The following is a 17,734-nucleotide window of genomic DNA, read 5'->3' as shown; positions in this document are numbered from 1 at the left end:
CTCTCGCTCATGAACGTCTCCCATGTCGCGACTCAGATGTCACCTATGTCGCGACTCAAGACATTGGTGGATCTGAGGGGACTCGAACCCCTGACCCCCTGCATGCCATGCAGGTGCGCTACCAGCTGCGCCACAGACCCATTCACGTCGCTTCGCCTCTGCGGAGCAACCTGTCTAGAGTACTACATTCCGCAGGGCGAGAACGAATCCCTGCTCACGCCTCGCTCGCGACCGGAAGCCGGAACGGAACGGTCGGGCAGTCCTTCCACAGGCGCTCCAACGCGTAGTACGTGCGGTATTCCTGGTGGAACACGTGCACGACGAGGTCGCCGAAGTCGAGCAGAATCCAGCGGCCTTCCGACCTGCCCTCGCGGCGCAGCGTCTTGTAGCCGGCGTCGTTCAGACGGTCCTCCACTTCGCCGGCGATCGCGATCACGTTGCGCTCCGAGTTTCCGGATGCCAGCAGAAAGATGTCGACCAGCGGCAACGGTCCGGAGACATCCAGTGCGACGAGTTCGGTCGCGGCCTTCGAGTCGGCGGCCTCCGCGGCCAACTGGAGCAGTTCGCGCGCGCGTTCGGTCGCGGTCATGCAGTCATCACCTCGTGAGTTCGGTTTCGGCGCCCGCCATCGGCAGCGCTGAAGGCACTGCCGGGATCAGAACGCATGGAAGACATAACCGGCGACGAGCAGTGCTGCGACGCCGAGTGCCAGGAAAGCGGCCGTCACGGCGAGCGTGACGGGAAGCTTGTTTCCGCGCGACTTCGGCGGGGTGATCATGCCGCGAGTCGACGTGTGCGTCGCCACGGCCGTGCTCGCACGTACGGGGGCGACGCTGGAAGTGGCCGGCGCGGCATCCGACTCCTCGAACAGCCGATCGATGTCGGACGAGTCGAAGTGGTCGGGATGCTGTCCCGTCGAGCCCAAGGAACGCGGCAGGTCGATCGACCCGGTCACGATGAGCTCTCCGGTGCTCGTCAGAGGCGACGCCCCGATCCCGACGGACGGGATGGAGGGCAGGATCAGCGCATTCGCCGTGGTGACGCTTCCGCTCGAGACTGCGGAACGCGGCGTGCTCCCGGCATCGAGAACAGACTCGTCGTTCATGGTCGACCAGTGGCCGGCCGAGCGGGCCGCCAACTGCGGATCGGTGGTGGGAGCACTGACCGGGGTGTCCTGCGTGGGAAGCGCCGTCGGCACCGGAACCGACGTGCCCTGCACCGTAACGGGAGTGGACACCACGCTGACGGGGGTCTGCTGCACCGGTACCTGCGGTACCGCGGACTGTTCCGCACTCCTGGCGGGTGCTGCCGGGGGAACGATTCGCCTGGTCGCCGGGGCCTCTTGCGTGCCGGGGACCGAGCCGCCGAGAAGATCGGCGAAGGACGGTGCCGATTGCTCGGACGGCGGCGCGACAGACCTCGGCTGCTCCACCACCGCGGGAGCTACAACGGCAGGCGTCGCCGGCGTAGAGAACGCAGGAGGAGCCTGCGGCACAGGAGCGATCGGTGCCACGACGGACGGGACGGCCGCGGTCGGTGCGGCTACGGGAGCCGCCGGCGTACTCGGCTGGGAGCCGGACGCGTTCTCATCCGTCTGCACCGCGTCGTTCGCTGCCTGCGCCTGCAACATCGCTCGCAGTTCGCGGCGAGTCAGCAGATGCCCGTCGGGACCCGTGGGTCCTTCCGCCGCAGGAACGGATGCCTGCGGCGCGACACCAGGAGCGACGGGCTGGGTCACGGGAGCCGACGGATACGGCGCAGCAGGAGCAACCGGCTGAGCCGGCTGGTACGACGGCGCCGGCGGCTGTACGCCGGGCAGGTAGGTGACAGGCGCCGGAGGCCGATCGTCTTCCGGCATCGGTGCGTTCGCCGGCTCACCGGCATGGGATGCCGCGAGCAGAGTGTCGAACGAGAGGCTTTCGTAACGCGGTGCGCGCGGTCGGACGGGTGGTGCATCCGTCGATGGCTGGCGCGCATCTGAATCGCGTTGAGTCGACGAGAACGAGAACGGAGTCGTCACGTCGGGTACTTCGCCGGCAGGAGTCGACGCGACGGTCGCCGCGCGACGGGAAACGGGCATCGGCTCCGCCTCGGCGGAGCCGACTGCGCCATCTGCGGCGCGCTGATGCTCTCTAGCTTGTCGCCGCGTCTGTGGCGGCTGGTCTTGCCACGACGTCATGCCACACTCCGATACAGGTGGTGCTTGGAGATGTACTGGACAACCCCATCGGGTACGAGGTACCAGACAGGGAACCCCCTGCTGACACGGTCCCTACAGTCGGTCGATGAGATCGCCAATGCCGGAACCTCCAACAAGCTTACGTCGCCGTTGGGTAAACCCGTCACCTCGAGCTGATGTCCCGGACGACTCACAGCGACGAAGTGCGCCAGCTTCCACAGTTCTTCGACGTCTCGCCAGCTCAGAATCTGGGCGATCGCGTCGGCTCCCGTGATGAAGAACAGGTCGGAATCGGGCCTCGCAGCCTGCAGTTCGCGCAGCGTGTCGATGGTGTACGTGGGGCCGTCACGGTCGACATCCACGCGGCTGACCGTGAATCGTGGATTGGACGCCGTGGCGATCACCGTCATGAGATAGCGGTGCTCCGACTCGGTGACGTTGCCCTTCTGCCAAGGCTGCCCGGTCGGAACGAAGACGACCTCGTCCAGATCGAACGACTGCGCCACTTCACTCGCCGCCACGAGGTGCCCGTGGTGGATCGGGTCGAAGGTGCCGCCCATGACACCGACACGGCGGCGAGGCTGCTCAGACGGACGCATGAAACGCCAGGTCAGTGGTCCTCGGGTAGCGCAGCCGGGTGGCCTTCACCATGGTGGTACGCACCGGGAGCGCCGGCGTGTGCCGCGGCATCCGGGGCCGCCTTGTGGCTGTGCCTGTTGGCGACGTCTCGGTAGGTCCAGGTCACGAAAGCGAGTGCGGCGAAAGCGCACAGCACGACGATGCCGAGAACCCACGGCTGCACGGTGACCGCGCTCGAGGTCTCCTCGGCGATGACTGCTGCGACGAACGACATTCGACTCTTTCCTTCCGTGGCGTGTGCCAGACGTCCAGTCTAGCCATGAACGGATGCACGCACCGCGGCACCCGGCGGGCGCGCCGCTATGCGCGCACCTGACCCGTTCCCCGCACGATCCATTTGGTGCTCGTGAGCTCTGGCAGTCCCATCGGACCGCGGGCGTGCAGCTTCTGGGTCGAGATGCCGACCTCGGCGCCGAAGCCGAACTCGCCACCGTCGGTGAACCGTGTCGAGGCGTTGATCATGACGACGGCCGAGTCGACCTCGGCGAGGAAGCGTTCGGCGTTCACCAGGTCGTCGGTGATGATCGACTCGGTGTGCTGCGTCGAGTAGCGCCGGATGTGCGCGATCGCCTCGTCGAGCGAGTCGACGACGCCTACCGACACGTCGAGGCTCATGTGCTCCGTCGACCAGTCCTCGTCGGAGACGGGCACCGAGTCGGGGAAGATCGCCAGCGCCCTGTCGTCCGCGTGCACGGTCACGCCCTCTGCCCGGAGTGCACCGAGCACGGGGGGAAGCAGCCTGGATGCCGCCGCGCTGTGCACGAGCACGGTCTCGACCGCGTTGCACACGCTCGGTCGCTGCACCTTGGCGTTGCGCACGATATCGACTGCCCACGCCTCGTTCGCGCTCTCGTCGAGCACGATGTGCACCACTCCGGCTCCGGTCTCGATCACAGGAACCGTCGAGGACTCCACCACCGTGCGGATGAGCTCCGCGCTCCCCCGCGGGATCAGAACGTCGATGTAACCGCGCGCCTTCATGAGCCGCGTGCCGCCATCGCGGCCGAATTCGTCGACTGTCTGCACGGCATCCGCCGGGAGTCCCACGGACGAGATCGCCTGCTGGATCAGGTGTACGAGAGCGCGGTTGCTGGACTCTGCGGCACGGCCTCCACGCAACACGACGGCGTTCCCGCTCTTCAGCGCGAGCGCCGCGATGTCGACTGTCACATTGGGACGCGCTTCGTAGATGGCGCCGACGACGCCGAAGGGAACCCGAACCTGCTGGATCGAGACGCCGTTCGGCAGACGGCTGCCGCGCACCGATGTTCCGACCGGATCGGGGAGGGCGACGATGTCGAGCACGGCATCCGCCAACGCGCCGATACGCTTCTCGTCGAGCGAGAGACGGTCGAGCAGGCCGTCGGAGAGACCCGCCTCACGACCGCGCTCCAAGTCTTGGACGTTGGCCGCGATGATGTCCTGCGCGTTGTCGACGAGTGCGCGTGCGATAGCGTCGAGTGCCTCGTTCTTCTGCGCCGTCGTCGCCATCGCGAGCGGTACCGAAGCGGCCTTCGTGGCCTCGAGCTTGCGGAGGAATGCCTGCGCGTCCGCGCTCACTGACGTCTCTTCGAGAACGGTGGAGGACATCGCAGCAGTTTAGCCTGCGAGCCCCTGGCCCCCGGATGCCTCGGTGGCCTCGCTGGGCGCGAACCACGTGCCGATGTGCTCCCCCGCCAGTGCGGCGCGCACCTGGCTCGTGGCGGCCAACAGAACCGCGCTGCCCGCCTCCGCGGCGTGCCGAGCGGCAGACACCTTCGTGACAGCGCCACCAGAGCCGACGCCCGCCGCGCCGATGGACCCGATCTCGACGCCGACGAGCGGATCGTTCGCCGCGACGAAATCGATCCGCTCGGCTCCCGGCTCGTGCGGCGGTCTCGTATAGAGGGCGTCGACATCCGAGAGCAGCACGAGGAGGTCTGCACCGATCAGCGTCGCGACGAGGGCCGCGAGACGGTCGTTGTCACCGAACCGGATCTCATGCGTCGCAACGGTGTCGTTCTCGTTCACGATCGGCAGGATGCGCAGATCCAGCAGCCGCTCCATCGCGCGTTTCGCATTGGAGCGGTGGGTCGGGTTGTCCATGTCGCTCGCGGTGAGCAGCACCTGGCCCGCGACGATGTCGTAGCGGTCGAGGCTGTCCTGATACCGATAGATGAGCACGTTCTGCCCGACGGCCGCAGCGGCCTGCTGCGTCGCGAGATCGGTCGGGCGCATCGAGAGCGAGAGGTACGGGATACCCGTCGCGATGGCACCGGATGACACAAGGACCACCTGCGTTCCACGCCCGTGCGCGGTGGCCAGTGCGTCGACCAACGGACCGATCTGATGCGCGTTCTCGCCACTGATCGACGAGGACCCCACCTTGACGACGATGCGTCGGGCAGAGGGCACCAGGGAACGGTCGGTGATCACCATCTATGCGTGGTCCTCGTCGTCATGCCAGAGCCCGGCGTCGCGCTCGCGCAGGAGCTCGGCGCGGGCCTCTGCCTTCGCGTCCATGCGCTCGTGGTACTCGACACGACGTTGACCTCGCGTCGCGCGGGCGTTCGCATCGACGCGAGGATCCGATCCGCGTGGCGCCGTCGCGAGCTCGGCGGTGGACGTGAGGGTGGGCTCCCAGTCGAACACCACGCCGTTGTTAGGCCCGATGACCACTGTCGAGCCGGCGACCGCGCCGGCCTTCACGAGTTGGTCCTCGACGCCGATCTTGGCAAGACGATCGGCCAGGAAGCCGACGGCCTCATCGTTCGCGAAGTCGGTCTGAGCGACCCAGCGCTCCGGTTTGCTGCCGAGGATGCGGTACACCGGGCCCTCCGACCCGCCCTCGACTCGCACGGTGAAGCCTGCATCATCGACTGCACGCGGTCGGATGACGATGCGCGGCTTGATCTCGGCATCGGCCGCAGCCTGCAGTCTGGCCTCTTCGACGAGTTCGGCGAGGGCGAACGAGAGCGAGCGAAGTCCCTCATGGCTCACTGTGGAGATCTCGAACACGCGGTAGCCGCGGGACTCGAGTTCGGGACGCACGAAGGCCGCGAGCTCGGCGGCATCCGGAACATCGATCTTGTTCAGGGCGATGAACTGAGGTCTCTCGAGCAACGGGACCTGCCCGTCGGGAACGGGGTATGCGGCCAGTTCGGTGAGGATGACATCGAGGTCGCTGATCGGATCGCGGCCCGGCTCGAGCGTCGCGCAGTCGAGCACGTGCAGCAGCGCGCTGCAGCGTTCGACGTGGCGCAGGAACTCCAGCCCCAACCCCTTGCCCTCGCTGGCGCCCTCGATGAGCCCCGGCACGTCCGCGATCGTGTAACGGATGTCTCCCGCCTGCACGACCCCGAGGTTCGGGTGGAGCGTGGTGAAGGGGTAGTCGGCGATCTTCGGCTTCGCTGCAGAGAGAGCCGCGACCAGGCTGGACTTGCCGGCGGACGGGAAGCCGACGAGCGCGACATCCGCAACGGTTTTCAGCTCGAGGACGACATCGCCCTCCCAACCCGGCGTGCCGAGCAGAGCGAATCCGGGAGCCTTGCGCTTGGTCGAGGCCAGCGCGGCATTACCGAGACCGCCCTGACCGCCAGGGGCGACCACGTAACGCATGCCGGGCTCGTCGAGGTCGACGAGCAGATCGCCGGACGGGTCTTTGACGACGGTTCCCACCGGAACCGGCAGTTCCAGCTCGCCGCCCGAGTAACCACTGCGATTGTCGCCCATGCCGAATCCGCCGCTCTCGGACGAGCGATGCGGATGCCGGTGGTAGGCGAGCAGCGTCGTGACGCCGGGATCGGTGACGAGGGCGATGTCGCCTCCGCTGCCTCCGTTGCCGCCATCGGGTCCGGCGAGCGGCTTGAACTTCTCGCGACGCACCGACACGCATCCATTGCCGCCGTTGCCGGCACGCAGGTGCAGCGTCACGGTATCGACGAACGTCGCCATGATGCTCCTCACCGCCCGACGTGCGAGCTGTTGTCTACGGTATCCGGATGCCCTGAAGCAGCGCCGAATTGAAAGAGCCGGTGGGAGGGCACGAGGCCCGCCCACCGGCTCTGATCTGACGAAAGGTCAGTCGCCTGCCACGATGTTGACGACCTTGCGGCCGCCCTTCGTGCCGAACTCGACAGCGCCCGCCTCGAGGGCGAACAGCGTGTCGTCGCCACCGCGGCCGACGTTGGCGCCCGGGTGGAAGTGGGTTCCGCGCTGGCGGACGATGATCTCGCCCGCGCCGACGACCTGGCCACCGAAACGCTTCACGCCGAGACGCTGCGCGTTCGAGTCGCGACCGTTGCGAGTAGAGCTCGCTCCCTTTTTGTGTGCCATGAGTGTCTCTCCTCGCGCTTACTTGATGCCGGTGATCTTGACGCGCGTGAGCTCCTGACGGTGCCCCTGGCGCTTCTTGTAGCCGGTCTTGTTCTTGAACTTCTGGATGACGATCTTCGGGCCGCGAAGGTCGCCGAGAACCTCGGCGGTCACCGTCACCTTGGCGAGCGACTTCGCATCGCTGGTGACCTTGTCACCATCGACCAGAAGCACCGCGGGGAGCTCGATGGTGCCGTTCTTCGAGGACTTGACGCGGTCCATCGTGACGATGGTGCCGATCTCGACCTTCTCCTGCCGACCGCCGGCGCGCACAACTGCGTAAACCACTACTCGTACCTATCTGATGAGGGATTGAGACAACCCCAGACTGACGTGGATTTTCGCTGGTCACGCCCCCAATGGGAGAAGGGTTCGAGCCAGAAAATGAAAGGGCGAAAGCCGCGATAAGACGGCGCACACCGAGGGTCAACATTACCCGATCACACCAAGGCGGTCAAATGAGCTCCGTCGTAGACTCGCGATCATGTCCGTCTTGATCGACACCCCACGGTGGCCGAACCACGGAACACTGTGGTGTCACCTCGTCAGCGATGCCTCGCTGGATGAGCTGCACACGTTCGCGGCAGCCAACGGAGTACCGGAGCGGGCCTTCGATCTCGATCACTACGACGTGCCCGCCGAGCGCCACGACGGCCTCATCGCGGCCGGCGCCGTACCCGTCACCGGCCGCGAACTCGTCGAACGCCTTCGAGCCAGCGGGCTGCGCGTCACTGCCGCCAAGCGCAGGCTACGCCGAAGCCGCGAGGGCTAAGGCGCGTTCCACCCGTCCCGGTCCTACTGCTTGTCCTCGTGCGGCGGGATGACTCCCCCTGTGATCCCGGCGGTCGTCACGCGGCGCCGTGAACGGCCCTGACCGGGCTGCTTGGGCTCGGGCAGGGCGTCGAGAACGGAACCCAGGATCTCCTGTGCCTGCACACGGTCGACCTTCGGCTTGGATTCGCCGTGCGTCTCGAGCGGGATGTCGAGGATCGTCACCGCGACGTCGGGCTGGGGCGCGACGCTCGGTGCGCCGACATCGGGAACGACAACCGCCGCGGGCACGCTCTGCTCCGCGACGCCCTGCTCGGTGACGCCCTGCTCTGGGGCATCCGTCTCGATCGCGCTCTGCTCGGCGTTACCGCCCTGCTCGGCGGCGCGGCGCGCTGCTCCGCGGCCACGGCTGCCGCGGCGAGTGCGCGGGGAATCCGACTTGGATCCCGCCTGTTGCTCGTTCGACGACTCCGTCACCGGTGTCTTCTCGGACGAGTCGCCACCGCCCTCAGCGACGTGCCTGGCGGTGGACGCGGACTCCAGCTCCGACTCTCCCGCCTCTTGGTGCGGGTGCAGCGTGCTCGCGGCGATCTGGGCGAGCGCGCTCTTCGCGTCGTCGGTGATCGCATGCGTCCCCGTGTGCGGGCCGCCGTTGCCGTTCACCGGCTGAGCAGCGGGTGCTCCGCCGCCCTTGCCGCCACGACGCCGCTCGGGCTGCTGCTGCGTGCGGTGCCTGGTCACGGGGTCGTGGTGCACGATCACACCACGGCCCGCACACACCTCGCAGGGCTCGCTGAACGTCTCGAGCAGGCCGAGGCCGAGCTTCTTCCGGGTCATCTGAACAAGGCCAAGCGACGTCACTTCGGCGACCTGGTGCTTCGTGCGGTCGCGGCTCAGGCACTCGATCAGACGGCGAAGCACGAGATCGCGGTTGGTCTCGAGCACCATGTCGATGAAGTCGACCACGATGATGCCGCCGATGTCTCGCAACCGCAGCTGCCTCACGATCTCTTCGGCCGCTTCGAGGTTGTTCTTCGTGACGGTCTCTTCGAGATTGCCGCCAGAGCCGACGAACTTGCCGGTGTTGACGTCGATGACCGTCATGGCCTCTGTGCGGTCGATCACGAGCGAACCGCCGGAGGGCAGCCAGACCTTGCGGTCCAGCGCCTTCTCGATCTGCTCCGTGATGCGGAACTCATCGAACGCGTCGCGCGATCCTTCGTACGGCTCGACGCGGTCGAGCAGGTCGGGAGCAACCTGACGCAGATAGCTCTCGATCGTCGAACGTGCATCGTCACCGGCGATGATCAGCTTCTGGAAGTCCTCGTTGAAGACATCCCGCACGATCTTGATCAGGAGGTCGGGCTCGCTGTGCAGCAGCGCGGGCGCCTGAACGCTCTCGGTCTGCTTGGAGATGCCGGCCCACTGAGTGGTCAATCGGTTCACGTCGACGGTGAGCTGGTCCTCGGTCGCACCCTCTGCCGCCGTGCGCACGATGACGCCCGTGTTCTCGGGGAGAACCTCCTTGAGGATCTTCTTCAGCCTTGCGCGTTCGGTGTCCGGCAGCTTGCGGCTGATGCCGTTCATCGACCCGTTCGGCACGTACACGAGGTAGCGCCCTGGCAGACTCACCTGGCTGGTCAGTCGGGCGCCCTTGTGACCGACCGGGTCTTTCGTGACCTGCACGAGGACCTTGTCGCCCGGCTTCAGTGCCAGCTCGATACGACGCGGCTGGTTGCCGGTCTCCGCGGCCTCCCAGTCGACCTCTCCGGAGTAGAGCACTGCGTTGCGGCCGCGTCCGATGTCGACGAACGCCGCCTCCATGCTGGGCAGCACGTTCTGCACCCGGCCGAGGTAGACGTTGCCGATGAGGGATGCCTCCTGCGAGCGAGCCACGTAGTGCTCGACGAGCACGCCGTCTTCGAGCACGCCGATCTGGATGCGGCCACCCTTCGATCGCACGATCATCTGCCGGTCGACGGCCTCACGTCGCGCAAGGAACTCGGCCTCGGTGATGACGGGGCGGCGACGGCCTGCGTCGCGCCCGTCGCGGCGGCGCTGCTTCTTCGCCTCGAGACGGGTCGATCCCTTGACCTTCTGCGGCTCGGTGATGAGCTCCGGCTCGCGCGGCTCGCGCTGCTGACGCTGGCGGGGCTGGGCCGGCTCGTCCTGGCCGCCCTCTGACGAGCCACCGCGCTTGCGCGTACGACGGCGGGATGTCGTGGATTCCTCGACGGCCGCCGTGTCGTCGCCCTGCGCCGCAGGCAGCGGGGGCAGAACAGGCGGCGCCTGGAAGAACAGGGCCGTGCTCGGCAGGCCGCGGGCCTGGGGCGCGGTCGCCTCGCCTGCCGGCTTGGGCGGAGCATCCGCTGCCGCCGTCTCTGGCTCGGCAACGACCGCCGCTTCGGCCTGGTCGGATGCCCCAGCGCGCTCGTGCGCGACGGGCGCAGCGTCGACAGTCGGCGCATCCTGAACCGCGGCTTCGGTCGCCGGTGTCTGCTCCGGCGTGACGGCATCCGCGGATGCCCCCGCCTTGCGGGTTACGCGACGCCCTCCGAAGAGCCTGCCGCGCTTACGCGGCGCGCTGCCCTCCCCGTTCCGTCCCGACTCGTCCTGTGGATTCTGATCGTTCTCCACCATCGCTGGTGCACTCCTCGACCGTACGGTGGACACGCGCGCCCGGTACGGCTGTACTCATGCGGACGGCGCGTTCAGCGCGCGCCCGCCAATCCTCGGCCCGGCGTTCGAAAGGGTGCGCGATGTGCACGGCGCTTCGTGGCGCTGCGTAGATCGCGGCTCTCGCTTTCGTTCGCTCGTCCCCTGTCTGTCACGTCTGGTCTGTAACGTCTCTTTCCGTCGGGTCGCGCGCGACTCGACGAACGGGCTCGCGTCTGCGGTACCCGTGAAAGCTTCTTTGCGACCGTGCGAGCCCTGCTCGCGCGATCCTGCCCATTATCGCACGGCAGCCTGCGCTCCCCGGTCAGGTGGGGCGGAGCCGTCGTGTCGCTCTGCCATAATGCGATGGTGTCGCTCGACTCCCCCACCGAAACCAGGCGGCCCACTGGGCTCGCGATCTTCCTCATCGTCGCGGGGGTGATCGGATGGCTCGCCGCCTTCGCGCTCACGATCGACAAGTTCACGGTGCTCGAGCATCCGGCTGCACAACTCACGTGCAACATCAACCCGCTCGTTGGCTGCTCGAAGAACCTGGCCTCGTGGCAGGGCGCGGTTCTCGGATTCCCGAACCCGATCATCGGCGTGGCGTGCTGGGCCGCCCCGATCGCCGTCGGTGTCGCGATCCTCGCGGGCGCGCGGTTCAAGAAGTGGTTCTGGATGCTCTTCAACCTCGGCGTGCTCGGCGCGATCGTACTGGTGATCTTCCTCATCTACTCGAGCCTGTACAGCCTCTTCGTACTGTGCCCGTACTGCATGGTCACCTGGGTCGTGACCATTCCCACGTTCTGGGTCGTGACGTTCTACAACCTCAAAGAAGGCAACATCCCGACGAACGAGCGGGTGCGCTCCTTCTTCGCTGCCGCCTACTCATGGATTCCGCTGATCACCCTGATCTCGTACGTGATCGTCGCGGTCTTCGCGCAGATCCAGGTGCAGTGGATCCCCAACGCCTTCCGTTGAGTCGTTCTGCGCTCTTCTCGTGGGTGGCTTCGTGGGTGGCTCTCGCCTCTCATGCAGTCGCGTGACACTTCGGCACCCCGATAACAGGCAGATCGCGTGAGAACAGGCAACTTCTGCCTGTTCTCACGCGATCTCCGCTGTCCTGCCTGTCTTCGCGAAGGCACGCTGTGCCGGGCACCATGCCGTGCCGCGACGCCGGCGCCGCGCGAGCTGCGCTCGCACGGTCTAAAACCAGAGGGCGAGCTCGCGGGCGGCGCTTTCCGGCGAGTCCGAACCGTGCACCAGGTTCTGCTGTACGGCGAGACCCCAGTCGCGTGCGAGGTCGCCACGGATGGTGCCGGGTGCAGCGGTCGTGGGGTCCGTGGCGCCCGCGAGCGAGCGGAAGCCCTCGATGACGCGATTCCCGGCGACGCGGATGGCGACGATCGGCCCCGACTCCATGAACTCGACCAGGGGCTCGTAGAACGGCTTTCCCTGGTGCTCCTCGTAGTGCTTCGCGAGCAGTTCGCGATCGGCCTCGACGAGCTTGACGTCGACCAGGGCGTAGCCCTTGGCCTCGATGCGGCGCAGGATCTCGCCGGTCAGTCCTCTGGCGACTCCGTCGGGCTTGACGAGCACGAGGGTCTCTTCGATGGTGGTCATTCCTTCTCCTTATGGGTGGTGTCGGGAGGTGTGGATTCGGATGCCTCGGCCGCGCCGGCCGCTTCGGCGGCCCGATACGCGGCGTTGCGCCGGTCGAGTCGCGCGCCGGCGATCATGGCATAGGCCCAGATGGCGGTGAAGATGACACCGACGATGAACAGCATGCCGACCAGGAGGCCGGAGGCGATCACGACCAGTTGCACCAGCCAGCCCAGCCAGTAGCCGACGCGGTAGCGCAGCAGCGGAATCGCGACGATCATCAGTACGATGAGCCCGATTCCGCCTCCGAGCGCCTGAACAGGCGGGAGGGCGTGGAGCCCGAAGACGACGAGGGCGCCGAGGAAGACGACGATCACCTCGAAACCGAGCACGATCGTGCCGAGGCTCTCCTGTGCTGAACGCTGTCTGCGCTGCCTCGGCGCAGGCCCGGCGGCCGGCTCGCTCACTCTGCGGCCTTCCAGTCGCGCTCCTGCGCGAGGCCGAGCGTCTCTCCGATGAGTGCGATCGATCCGGTGACGACGACCGCGCGGCGCTGCTCAGCGCCAGCCCACTCGCGCGCCGCCTCGATCGCGTCCCCGAGATCGGGGTGGGACTCCACGTGTTCGTGCGTCCACTCCTCCACGCTGTCGGCGAGCTCGTCCGATGATGTGGAGCGCTCGGAGTGCGACTGCGTGACGAAGATGCGGGCGGCCAGCGGAGCCAGCGCGTCGACGATGCCATGGGCATCCTTGTCTCGCAGAATGCCGATCACGAACGCGAACTCGTCGAAGTCGAAGAACGTCGGCAGAGCCGCGGCGAGCGTGAGGGCTCCAGCGGGATTGTGTGCGGCATCCACCAGGACCGTGGGATCGGTGCCGACGAGCTGCAGGCGGCCGGGAGAGGTGACGGTGGCGAACGCCTCCTCGAGCAGCGGCTCGCGGAGCGCCTCTTCGCCGCCACCGAGGAACGCCTCGACCGCGGCGACAGCGACAGCCGCATTCTGCGCCTGGTGTGCTCCGTACAGCGGAAGGAACAGGTCCGCGTAGGTCGCTGCACGGCCGCGGATGGTCACGAGCTGGCCGCCGACGGCGACGGCATCGCTCTCCACCTCGAAGTCCGAAGGCTGGAAGGCGATGGATGCCTCGCGCAGGTTCGCCGCCCTGCGTAGCTCGGCGACGGCCACCTCCGTCTGCGCGGAACTCACGACCGAGGCGGACGGCTTGATGATTCCGCTCTTGGTGCGGGCGATCTCGGCGATCGTCTTACCGAGCCGCTCGGTGTGGTCGAGCGAGATCGGCGTGAACACGGCGACCTGACCGTCGCCGACGTTGGTCGAATCCCACTCGCCGCCCATGCCGACCTCGATCACCGCGACATCGACAGGGGCATCCGCGAAGACCGCGAAAGCCAGAACGGTGACGACCTCGAAGAACGTGAGCCGCGGCTCGCCGTCGGCCTCGAGTTCCGCGTCGGCCATCTGCACGTAGGGCTCGATGTCGTCCCAGTTGCGTGCGAGAGCCTCGTCGGTGATCGGCTCCCCGTCGATCATGAAGCGCTCGTTGAAGCGCAGCAGATGAGGACTCGAGAACAGGCCGACGCGCAGACCGTACGCGCGCAGGATGCTCTCGATGATGCGACTCGTCGAGGTCTTCCCGTTCGTTCCCGTCACGTGGATGATCGGGTACGCCCGCTGCGGGTCGCCGAGAAGTTCGACGGCGCGACGCGTCGGGCCCAGACGCGGTCGCGGGCTGGACTCCCCCAGTCGTTCGAGCAGAGTCTCGTAGACCGCATCCGCTGCTTCGCGGAAGCTCTCGTCCTCGTCGGTCACTTCACCACCTCCACTTTCTCGAGGCACACGAGCAGTGTCGATGCTGCTCCGACCGCGACGGAATTCTGCGCGTCGGCCACCGCATCGTCGACGTCGACCTCGAGTTCAACGGCGAGTGTCTCGGAACCCACCAGATCCGCGTTCGCACGCACCGCGTCGACGCCCTCGCGGTCGAGCACGAGGCGCAGCCGGATGCGATCGCTCACGTCGAGACCCGCCTGCTTGCGGCTCTCCTGCACGACCCGCACGACATCGCGCGCGAGCCCCTCAGCCTCGAGCTCGTCGGTCGTCGTCGTCTCCAGCAGCACGAAGCCCGCCCCCGGGAGGAGGGAGATCGCGCGGCCCGAGCCGTGCGCATCCGTCGCCTCCAGCACGAGCTCGTACTCGCCGGTCTGCAAAGCGATTCCGCCGGCTGTGACGACGCCGTCCGTCTCCGACCAGTCGCCTTCCCGCGACGCCTTGATGGCCGATTGCACGGTCTTGCCGAGCCTGGGGCCGGCGGCGCGGGCGTTGACGCTGAGGCGCTTGCTGATGCCGTACTCGGCCGGGCTGTTCTCAGTGAACGTCACCAGCCGAACGGCTTTCACGTTGAGCTCGTCGCGCAGGATGCCCTCGAACGGCTCCAGCGACGCAGCGCCCTCGGTGATCACGGTGAGTTCGGCCAGCGGCAGGCGCACCCGCAGCCCGGCCTGCTTGCGCAGAGACAGCACGACCGAGCTCACCTGACGAACGCGATCCATCGCGGCGACCAGCGCGTCGTCCTGCGGGAATTCAGAGGCCACAGGCCAGTCGGTCAGGTGCACGCTGCGCCCGCCGGTCAGGCCTTTCCAGATGCGCTCCGTGACGAGCGGGAGGAGAGGGGCTGCCAGCCGCGCGACAGTCTCGAGCACCGTGTACAGGGTGTCGAACGCCTCTGCGTTGCGGCCGTCAGCCGTCACGCCCTCCCAGAACCGGTCCCTCGACCTGCGCACGTACCAGTTGGTCAGCACGTCGGCGAAGTCGCGGATCTTCGCGGCGGCGAGCGTGGAGTCGAGGTTGTCGAGATCTGTCGTGACGGCCCCGACCAGCTCGTGCGTCTTCGCGAGCAGGTAGCGGTCGAGCACGTCTGCTGATTCCGTGCTGCGCTTCGCCTGATATCCGCTCGCGTTCGCGTAGAGGGAGAAGAAGTACCAGGTGCTCCACAGCGGTAGCAGCGCCTCGCGTACTCCCTGCCTGATGCCCTCCTCCGTGACGATGAGGTTGCCGCCGCGCAGAACGGAGGACGACATCAGGAACCAGCGCATGGCATCCGAGCCGTCGCGATCGAACACCTCGGCCACGTCGGGGTAGTTGCGCAGCGACTTCGACATCTTCTGCCCGTCGCTGCCCAGCACGATGCCGTGGCTGATCACGCGCTTGAACGCCGGACGATCGAAGATCGCCGTTCCGAGCACGTGCATCAGGTAGAACCAGCCACGGGTCTGCCCGATGTATTCGACGATGAAGTCGGCCGGGTTGTGGGTGTCGAACCACTCCCGGTTCTCGAACGGGTAGTGCACCTGCGCGTACGGCATGGAACCCGAATCGAACCAGACATCCAGCACATCGGGGATGCGGCGCATCGTCGATCGACCGCTCGGGTCGTCCGGGTTGGGGCGAGTCAGCTCGTCGATGTACGGCCGGTGCAGGTCGGGGTTGCCGTCGGCGTTCTCGGGGAGACGTCCGAAGTCGCGTTCCAACTCCTCGAGCGAGCCGTAGACGTCGACGCGCGGGAAGTCGGGGTCGTCGCTCTTCCAGACGGGGATCGGCGAACCGAAGTAGCGGTTGCGGCTGATCGACCAATCGCGCGCGCCTTCGAGCCACTTGCCGAACTGACCGTCCTTGACATTGTCGGGAACCCAGTCGATCTGCTGGTTGAGCTCGATCATGCGGTCCCTGAACTCGGGGACGCGCACGAACCAGCTCGACACCGCCTTGTAGATCAGCGGGTTGCGGCAGCGCCAGCAGTGCGGATAGCTGTGCTCGTAGGATGCCTGCCGCAGCAGCCTTCCCATCTCCCTGAGCTCGCGGATGAGCGGCTTGTTCGCCTCGAACACCTGAAGCCCGGCGACATCGGACACCTCGGAGAGGAAGCGACCGCCGTCGTCGACGGAGAGCACGACGGGGATGCCCGCCGCTGCACACACCCGCTGGTCGTCCTCGCCGTAGGCGGGCGCCTGGTGCACGATGCCGGTGCCCTCCTCGGTGGAGACGTAGTCGTCGGTGAGGATCTGCCACGCGTTCTGCGTGCCGTATGCCGCGGCATCCGCGTAGTAGTCCCACAGCCGGTCGTAGCGCACGCCCGCCAGCTGCGAACCGGTCACGGTGCGCGTGACGGCGGAGCGGGCATCCTCCGCCGAGTCGTAGCCGAGGTCCTTCGCGTACGAGCCGACGAGGTCGAGGGCGATCAGGTATTCCGCGCCGAGAACCTCGGATGCGTCGCCGCCCTCACGGTGCACCTCGGCGTCCGGAGTGCCGTCGGGACCGGCCGGCACCACCGCATACGTGATCCCAGGGCCCACGGCGAGCGCCAGGTTCGTCGGCAGCGTCCAGGGCGTGGTCGTCCATGCGAGCGCGCGCACAGCGGTCAGTCCGAGCGCTTCGGCCTTCTCCCCCACCAGCGGGAAGGTCACGGTCACGGTCTGGTCCTGTCGCATCTTGTAGACGTCGTCGTCCATGCGCAGCTCGTGGTTCGACAACGGCGTCTGATCGCGCCAGCAGTACGGCAGCACACGGTAGCCCTCGTAGGCGAGGCCCTTGTGGTGCAGCTGTTTGAAGGCCCAGATCACCGACTCCATGTAGGTGACGTCGAGCGTCTTGTAGTCGTTGTCGAAGTCGACCCAGCGCGCCTGGCGCGTGACGTATTCTCGCCACTCGTGCGTGTACTTGAGCACGGATGACCGCGCCGCCTCGTTGAACGCGGCGATGCCCATCTCTTCGATCTGGCTCTTGTCGGTGAGGCCGAGTTGCCGCTCGGCTTCCAGCTCGGCCGGCAGTCCGTGCGTGTCCCAGCCGAACCGGCGGTGCACCTGCTTGCCGCGCATCGTCTGGTAGCGGGGAAAGACATCCTTCGCGTAGCCGGTGAGCAGGTGCCCGTAATGCGGCAGCCCGTTCGCGAACGGCGGACCGTCGTAGAAGACCCACTCGGGTGCGCCCTCGCGCTGGTCGACGGATGCCCGGAAGGTGTCGTCGCGCTTCCAGAACGCGAGGACATCCTCTTCGATCTGCGGAAAACGCGGCGAAGGGACGACGGGCTCGTTGTGATCGTCTGAGATGGGGTACGGCATGCTTCTCCTGGCAGGGATTCCACTTCTGCACGAGGACGCAGCCGGCGACGTGAAGGAAAACATGCCGGGAACGCGGTACCACCCCGCTTGCCACGCACCGGCATCCGTCGGCGGAGCGCGACCACTTCATGAAGGCTGTGACGGGCCGACCCGCCCGGTTCTACTTGGCGCGTTCCACCCGCCAAGCGGATGAGGTGTGCCGTTCTTCCGGAGACTCCCCGGTGATGGCCGGATCACAGTCGTTGCGCGAAAGTCTACAGTGGCGCGCGCTGGAACTCGCCGGGATAGTAGGGATAACCCCCGTAGGCATTCGGTGATCCGCCGGGTGGGGACGGCACCGTGAGGCCGGGAGTCTTGATGTGCACGACGACCAACCGCACGAGCGCAGCGGTCGACCACGGA

16 protein-coding genes and 1 tRNA gene are annotated in these 17,734 nt (G+C 67.1%); 2 read left to right on the top strand and 15 right to left on the bottom strand.

All coding sequences use genetic code 11. From position 1 onward, the window contains the following. Positions 1-64: 64 nt before the first annotated feature. From MJ603_RS16050 to rplU, 10 genes are all read right to left on the bottom strand, one after another. A tRNA-Ala gene (locus MJ603_RS16050) sits at positions 65-140 on the bottom strand. 74 nt (positions 141-214) lie between these two features. Next, a complete protein-coding gene (gene rsfS / locus MJ603_RS16045; protein WP_243064754.1) occupies positions 215-589 on the bottom strand; it encodes a ribosome silencing factor in 375 nt (124 codons plus the stop codon). A 66-nt stretch (positions 590-655) separates the two neighbouring features. Next, positions 656-2,080 (bottom strand): hypothetical protein, encoded by a 1,425-nt coding sequence (locus tag MJ603_RS16040; protein WP_243064753.1) that lies wholly within the window; start codon positions 2,078-2,080, stop codon positions 656-658. A gap of 95 nt (positions 2,081-2,175) precedes the next feature. Next, complete coding sequence (gene nadD / locus MJ603_RS16035) at positions 2,176-2,778, bottom strand: nicotinate-nucleotide adenylyltransferase (RefSeq protein ID WP_243064752.1); 603 nt, start codon at positions 2,776-2,778, stop codon at positions 2,176-2,178. Positions 2,779-2,789: 11 nt separating this feature from the next. Beyond that, the gene (locus MJ603_RS16030; RefSeq protein ID WP_243064751.1) at positions 2,790-3,032 is read right to left on the bottom strand and encodes a hypothetical protein; all 243 of its coding nucleotides are present in this window, start codon (positions 3,030-3,032) and stop codon (positions 2,790-2,792) included. An 86-nt stretch (positions 3,033-3,118) separates the two neighbouring features. Beyond that, on the bottom strand, positions 3,119-4,408 hold the full coding sequence (locus tag MJ603_RS16025) for a glutamate-5-semialdehyde dehydrogenase (protein ID WP_243064750.1): 1,290 nt from the start codon (positions 4,406-4,408) through the stop codon (positions 3,119-3,121). Between the two features lie 9 nt (positions 4,409-4,417). Further along, on the bottom strand, positions 4,418-5,236 hold the full coding sequence (gene proB / locus MJ603_RS16020) for a glutamate 5-kinase (protein WP_243064749.1): 819 nt from the start codon (positions 5,234-5,236) through the stop codon (positions 4,418-4,420). Then, a complete protein-coding gene (obgE, locus tag MJ603_RS16015; protein ID WP_243064748.1) occupies positions 5,237-6,751 on the bottom strand; it encodes a GTPase ObgE in 1,515 nt (504 codons plus the stop codon). 126 nt (positions 6,752-6,877) lie between these two features. Beyond that, positions 6,878-7,132 (bottom strand): 50S ribosomal protein L27, encoded by a 255-nt coding sequence (gene rpmA, locus MJ603_RS16010; RefSeq protein WP_243064747.1) that lies wholly within the window; start codon positions 7,130-7,132, stop codon positions 6,878-6,880. An 18-nt stretch (positions 7,133-7,150) separates the two neighbouring features. Next, positions 7,151-7,459 (bottom strand): 50S ribosomal protein L21, encoded by a 309-nt coding sequence (gene rplU, locus MJ603_RS16005; protein WP_243064746.1) that lies wholly within the window; start codon positions 7,457-7,459, stop codon positions 7,151-7,153. A gap of 196 nt (positions 7,460-7,655) precedes the next feature. Here rplU and MJ603_RS16000 point away from each other — a divergent pair, with 196 nt between their 5' ends. Beyond that, positions 7,656-7,943 carry a DUF4031 domain-containing protein gene (locus MJ603_RS16000; RefSeq protein ID WP_243064745.1) on the top strand — a complete coding sequence of 96 codons (288 nt, stop codon included), beginning with the start codon at positions 7,656-7,658 and terminating at the stop codon, positions 7,941-7,943. 23 nt (positions 7,944-7,966) lie between these two features. On the opposite strand, the gene MJ603_RS15995 is transcribed toward MJ603_RS16000, so the two are convergent. Then, positions 7,967-10,582, bottom strand: a complete 2,616-nt coding sequence (locus tag MJ603_RS15995) for an Rne/Rng family ribonuclease (RefSeq protein ID WP_243064744.1) — start codon at positions 10,580-10,582, stop codon at positions 7,967-7,969. A 381-nt stretch (positions 10,583-10,963) separates the two neighbouring features. Here MJ603_RS15995 and MJ603_RS15990 point away from each other — a divergent pair, with 381 nt between their 5' ends. Then, on the top strand, positions 10,964-11,578 hold the full coding sequence (locus MJ603_RS15990; protein ID WP_243064743.1) for a vitamin K epoxide reductase family protein: 615 nt from the start codon (positions 10,964-10,966) through the stop codon (positions 11,576-11,578). A 225-nt stretch (positions 11,579-11,803) separates the two neighbouring features. On the opposite strand, the gene ndk is transcribed toward MJ603_RS15990, so the two are convergent. Genes ndk through ileS form a run of 4 tightly spaced genes read right to left on the bottom strand, consistent with a single transcriptional unit; the run spans position 11,804 to position 17,332 of the window. Beyond that, positions 11,804-12,220: a nucleoside-diphosphate kinase gene (gene ndk, locus MJ603_RS15985; RefSeq protein WP_243064742.1), complete on the bottom strand. Its 417-nt coding sequence runs from the start codon at positions 12,218-12,220 to the stop codon at positions 11,804-11,806. Beyond that, a complete protein-coding gene (locus MJ603_RS15980) occupies positions 12,217-12,666 on the bottom strand; it encodes a DUF4233 domain-containing protein (protein WP_243064741.1) in 450 nt (149 codons plus the stop codon). Before MJ603_RS15980 ends, ndk begins: the two co-directional genes overlap by 4 nt. Beyond that, positions 12,663-14,027, bottom strand: a complete 1,365-nt coding sequence (locus MJ603_RS15975; protein WP_243064740.1) for a folylpolyglutamate synthase/dihydrofolate synthase family protein — start codon at positions 14,025-14,027, stop codon at positions 12,663-12,665. Before MJ603_RS15975 ends, MJ603_RS15980 begins: the two co-directional genes overlap by 4 nt. Further along, positions 14,024-17,332, bottom strand: a complete 3,309-nt coding sequence (ileS, locus tag MJ603_RS15970) for an isoleucine--tRNA ligase (RefSeq protein ID WP_243064739.1) — start codon at positions 17,330-17,332, stop codon at positions 14,024-14,026. The genes MJ603_RS15975 and ileS overlap by 4 nt, the downstream gene beginning before the upstream one ends. Positions 17,333-17,734: the final 402 nt, after the last annotated feature.

This window comes from Humibacter sp. RRB41, assembly GCF_022761015.1.
Taxonomy (GTDB): Bacteria; Actinomycetota; Actinomycetes; order Actinomycetales; family Microbacteriaceae; genus Humibacter.
Note: the sequence above shows the minus strand (reverse complement) of the source record. Positions and strands in the feature narration are given on the sequence as shown.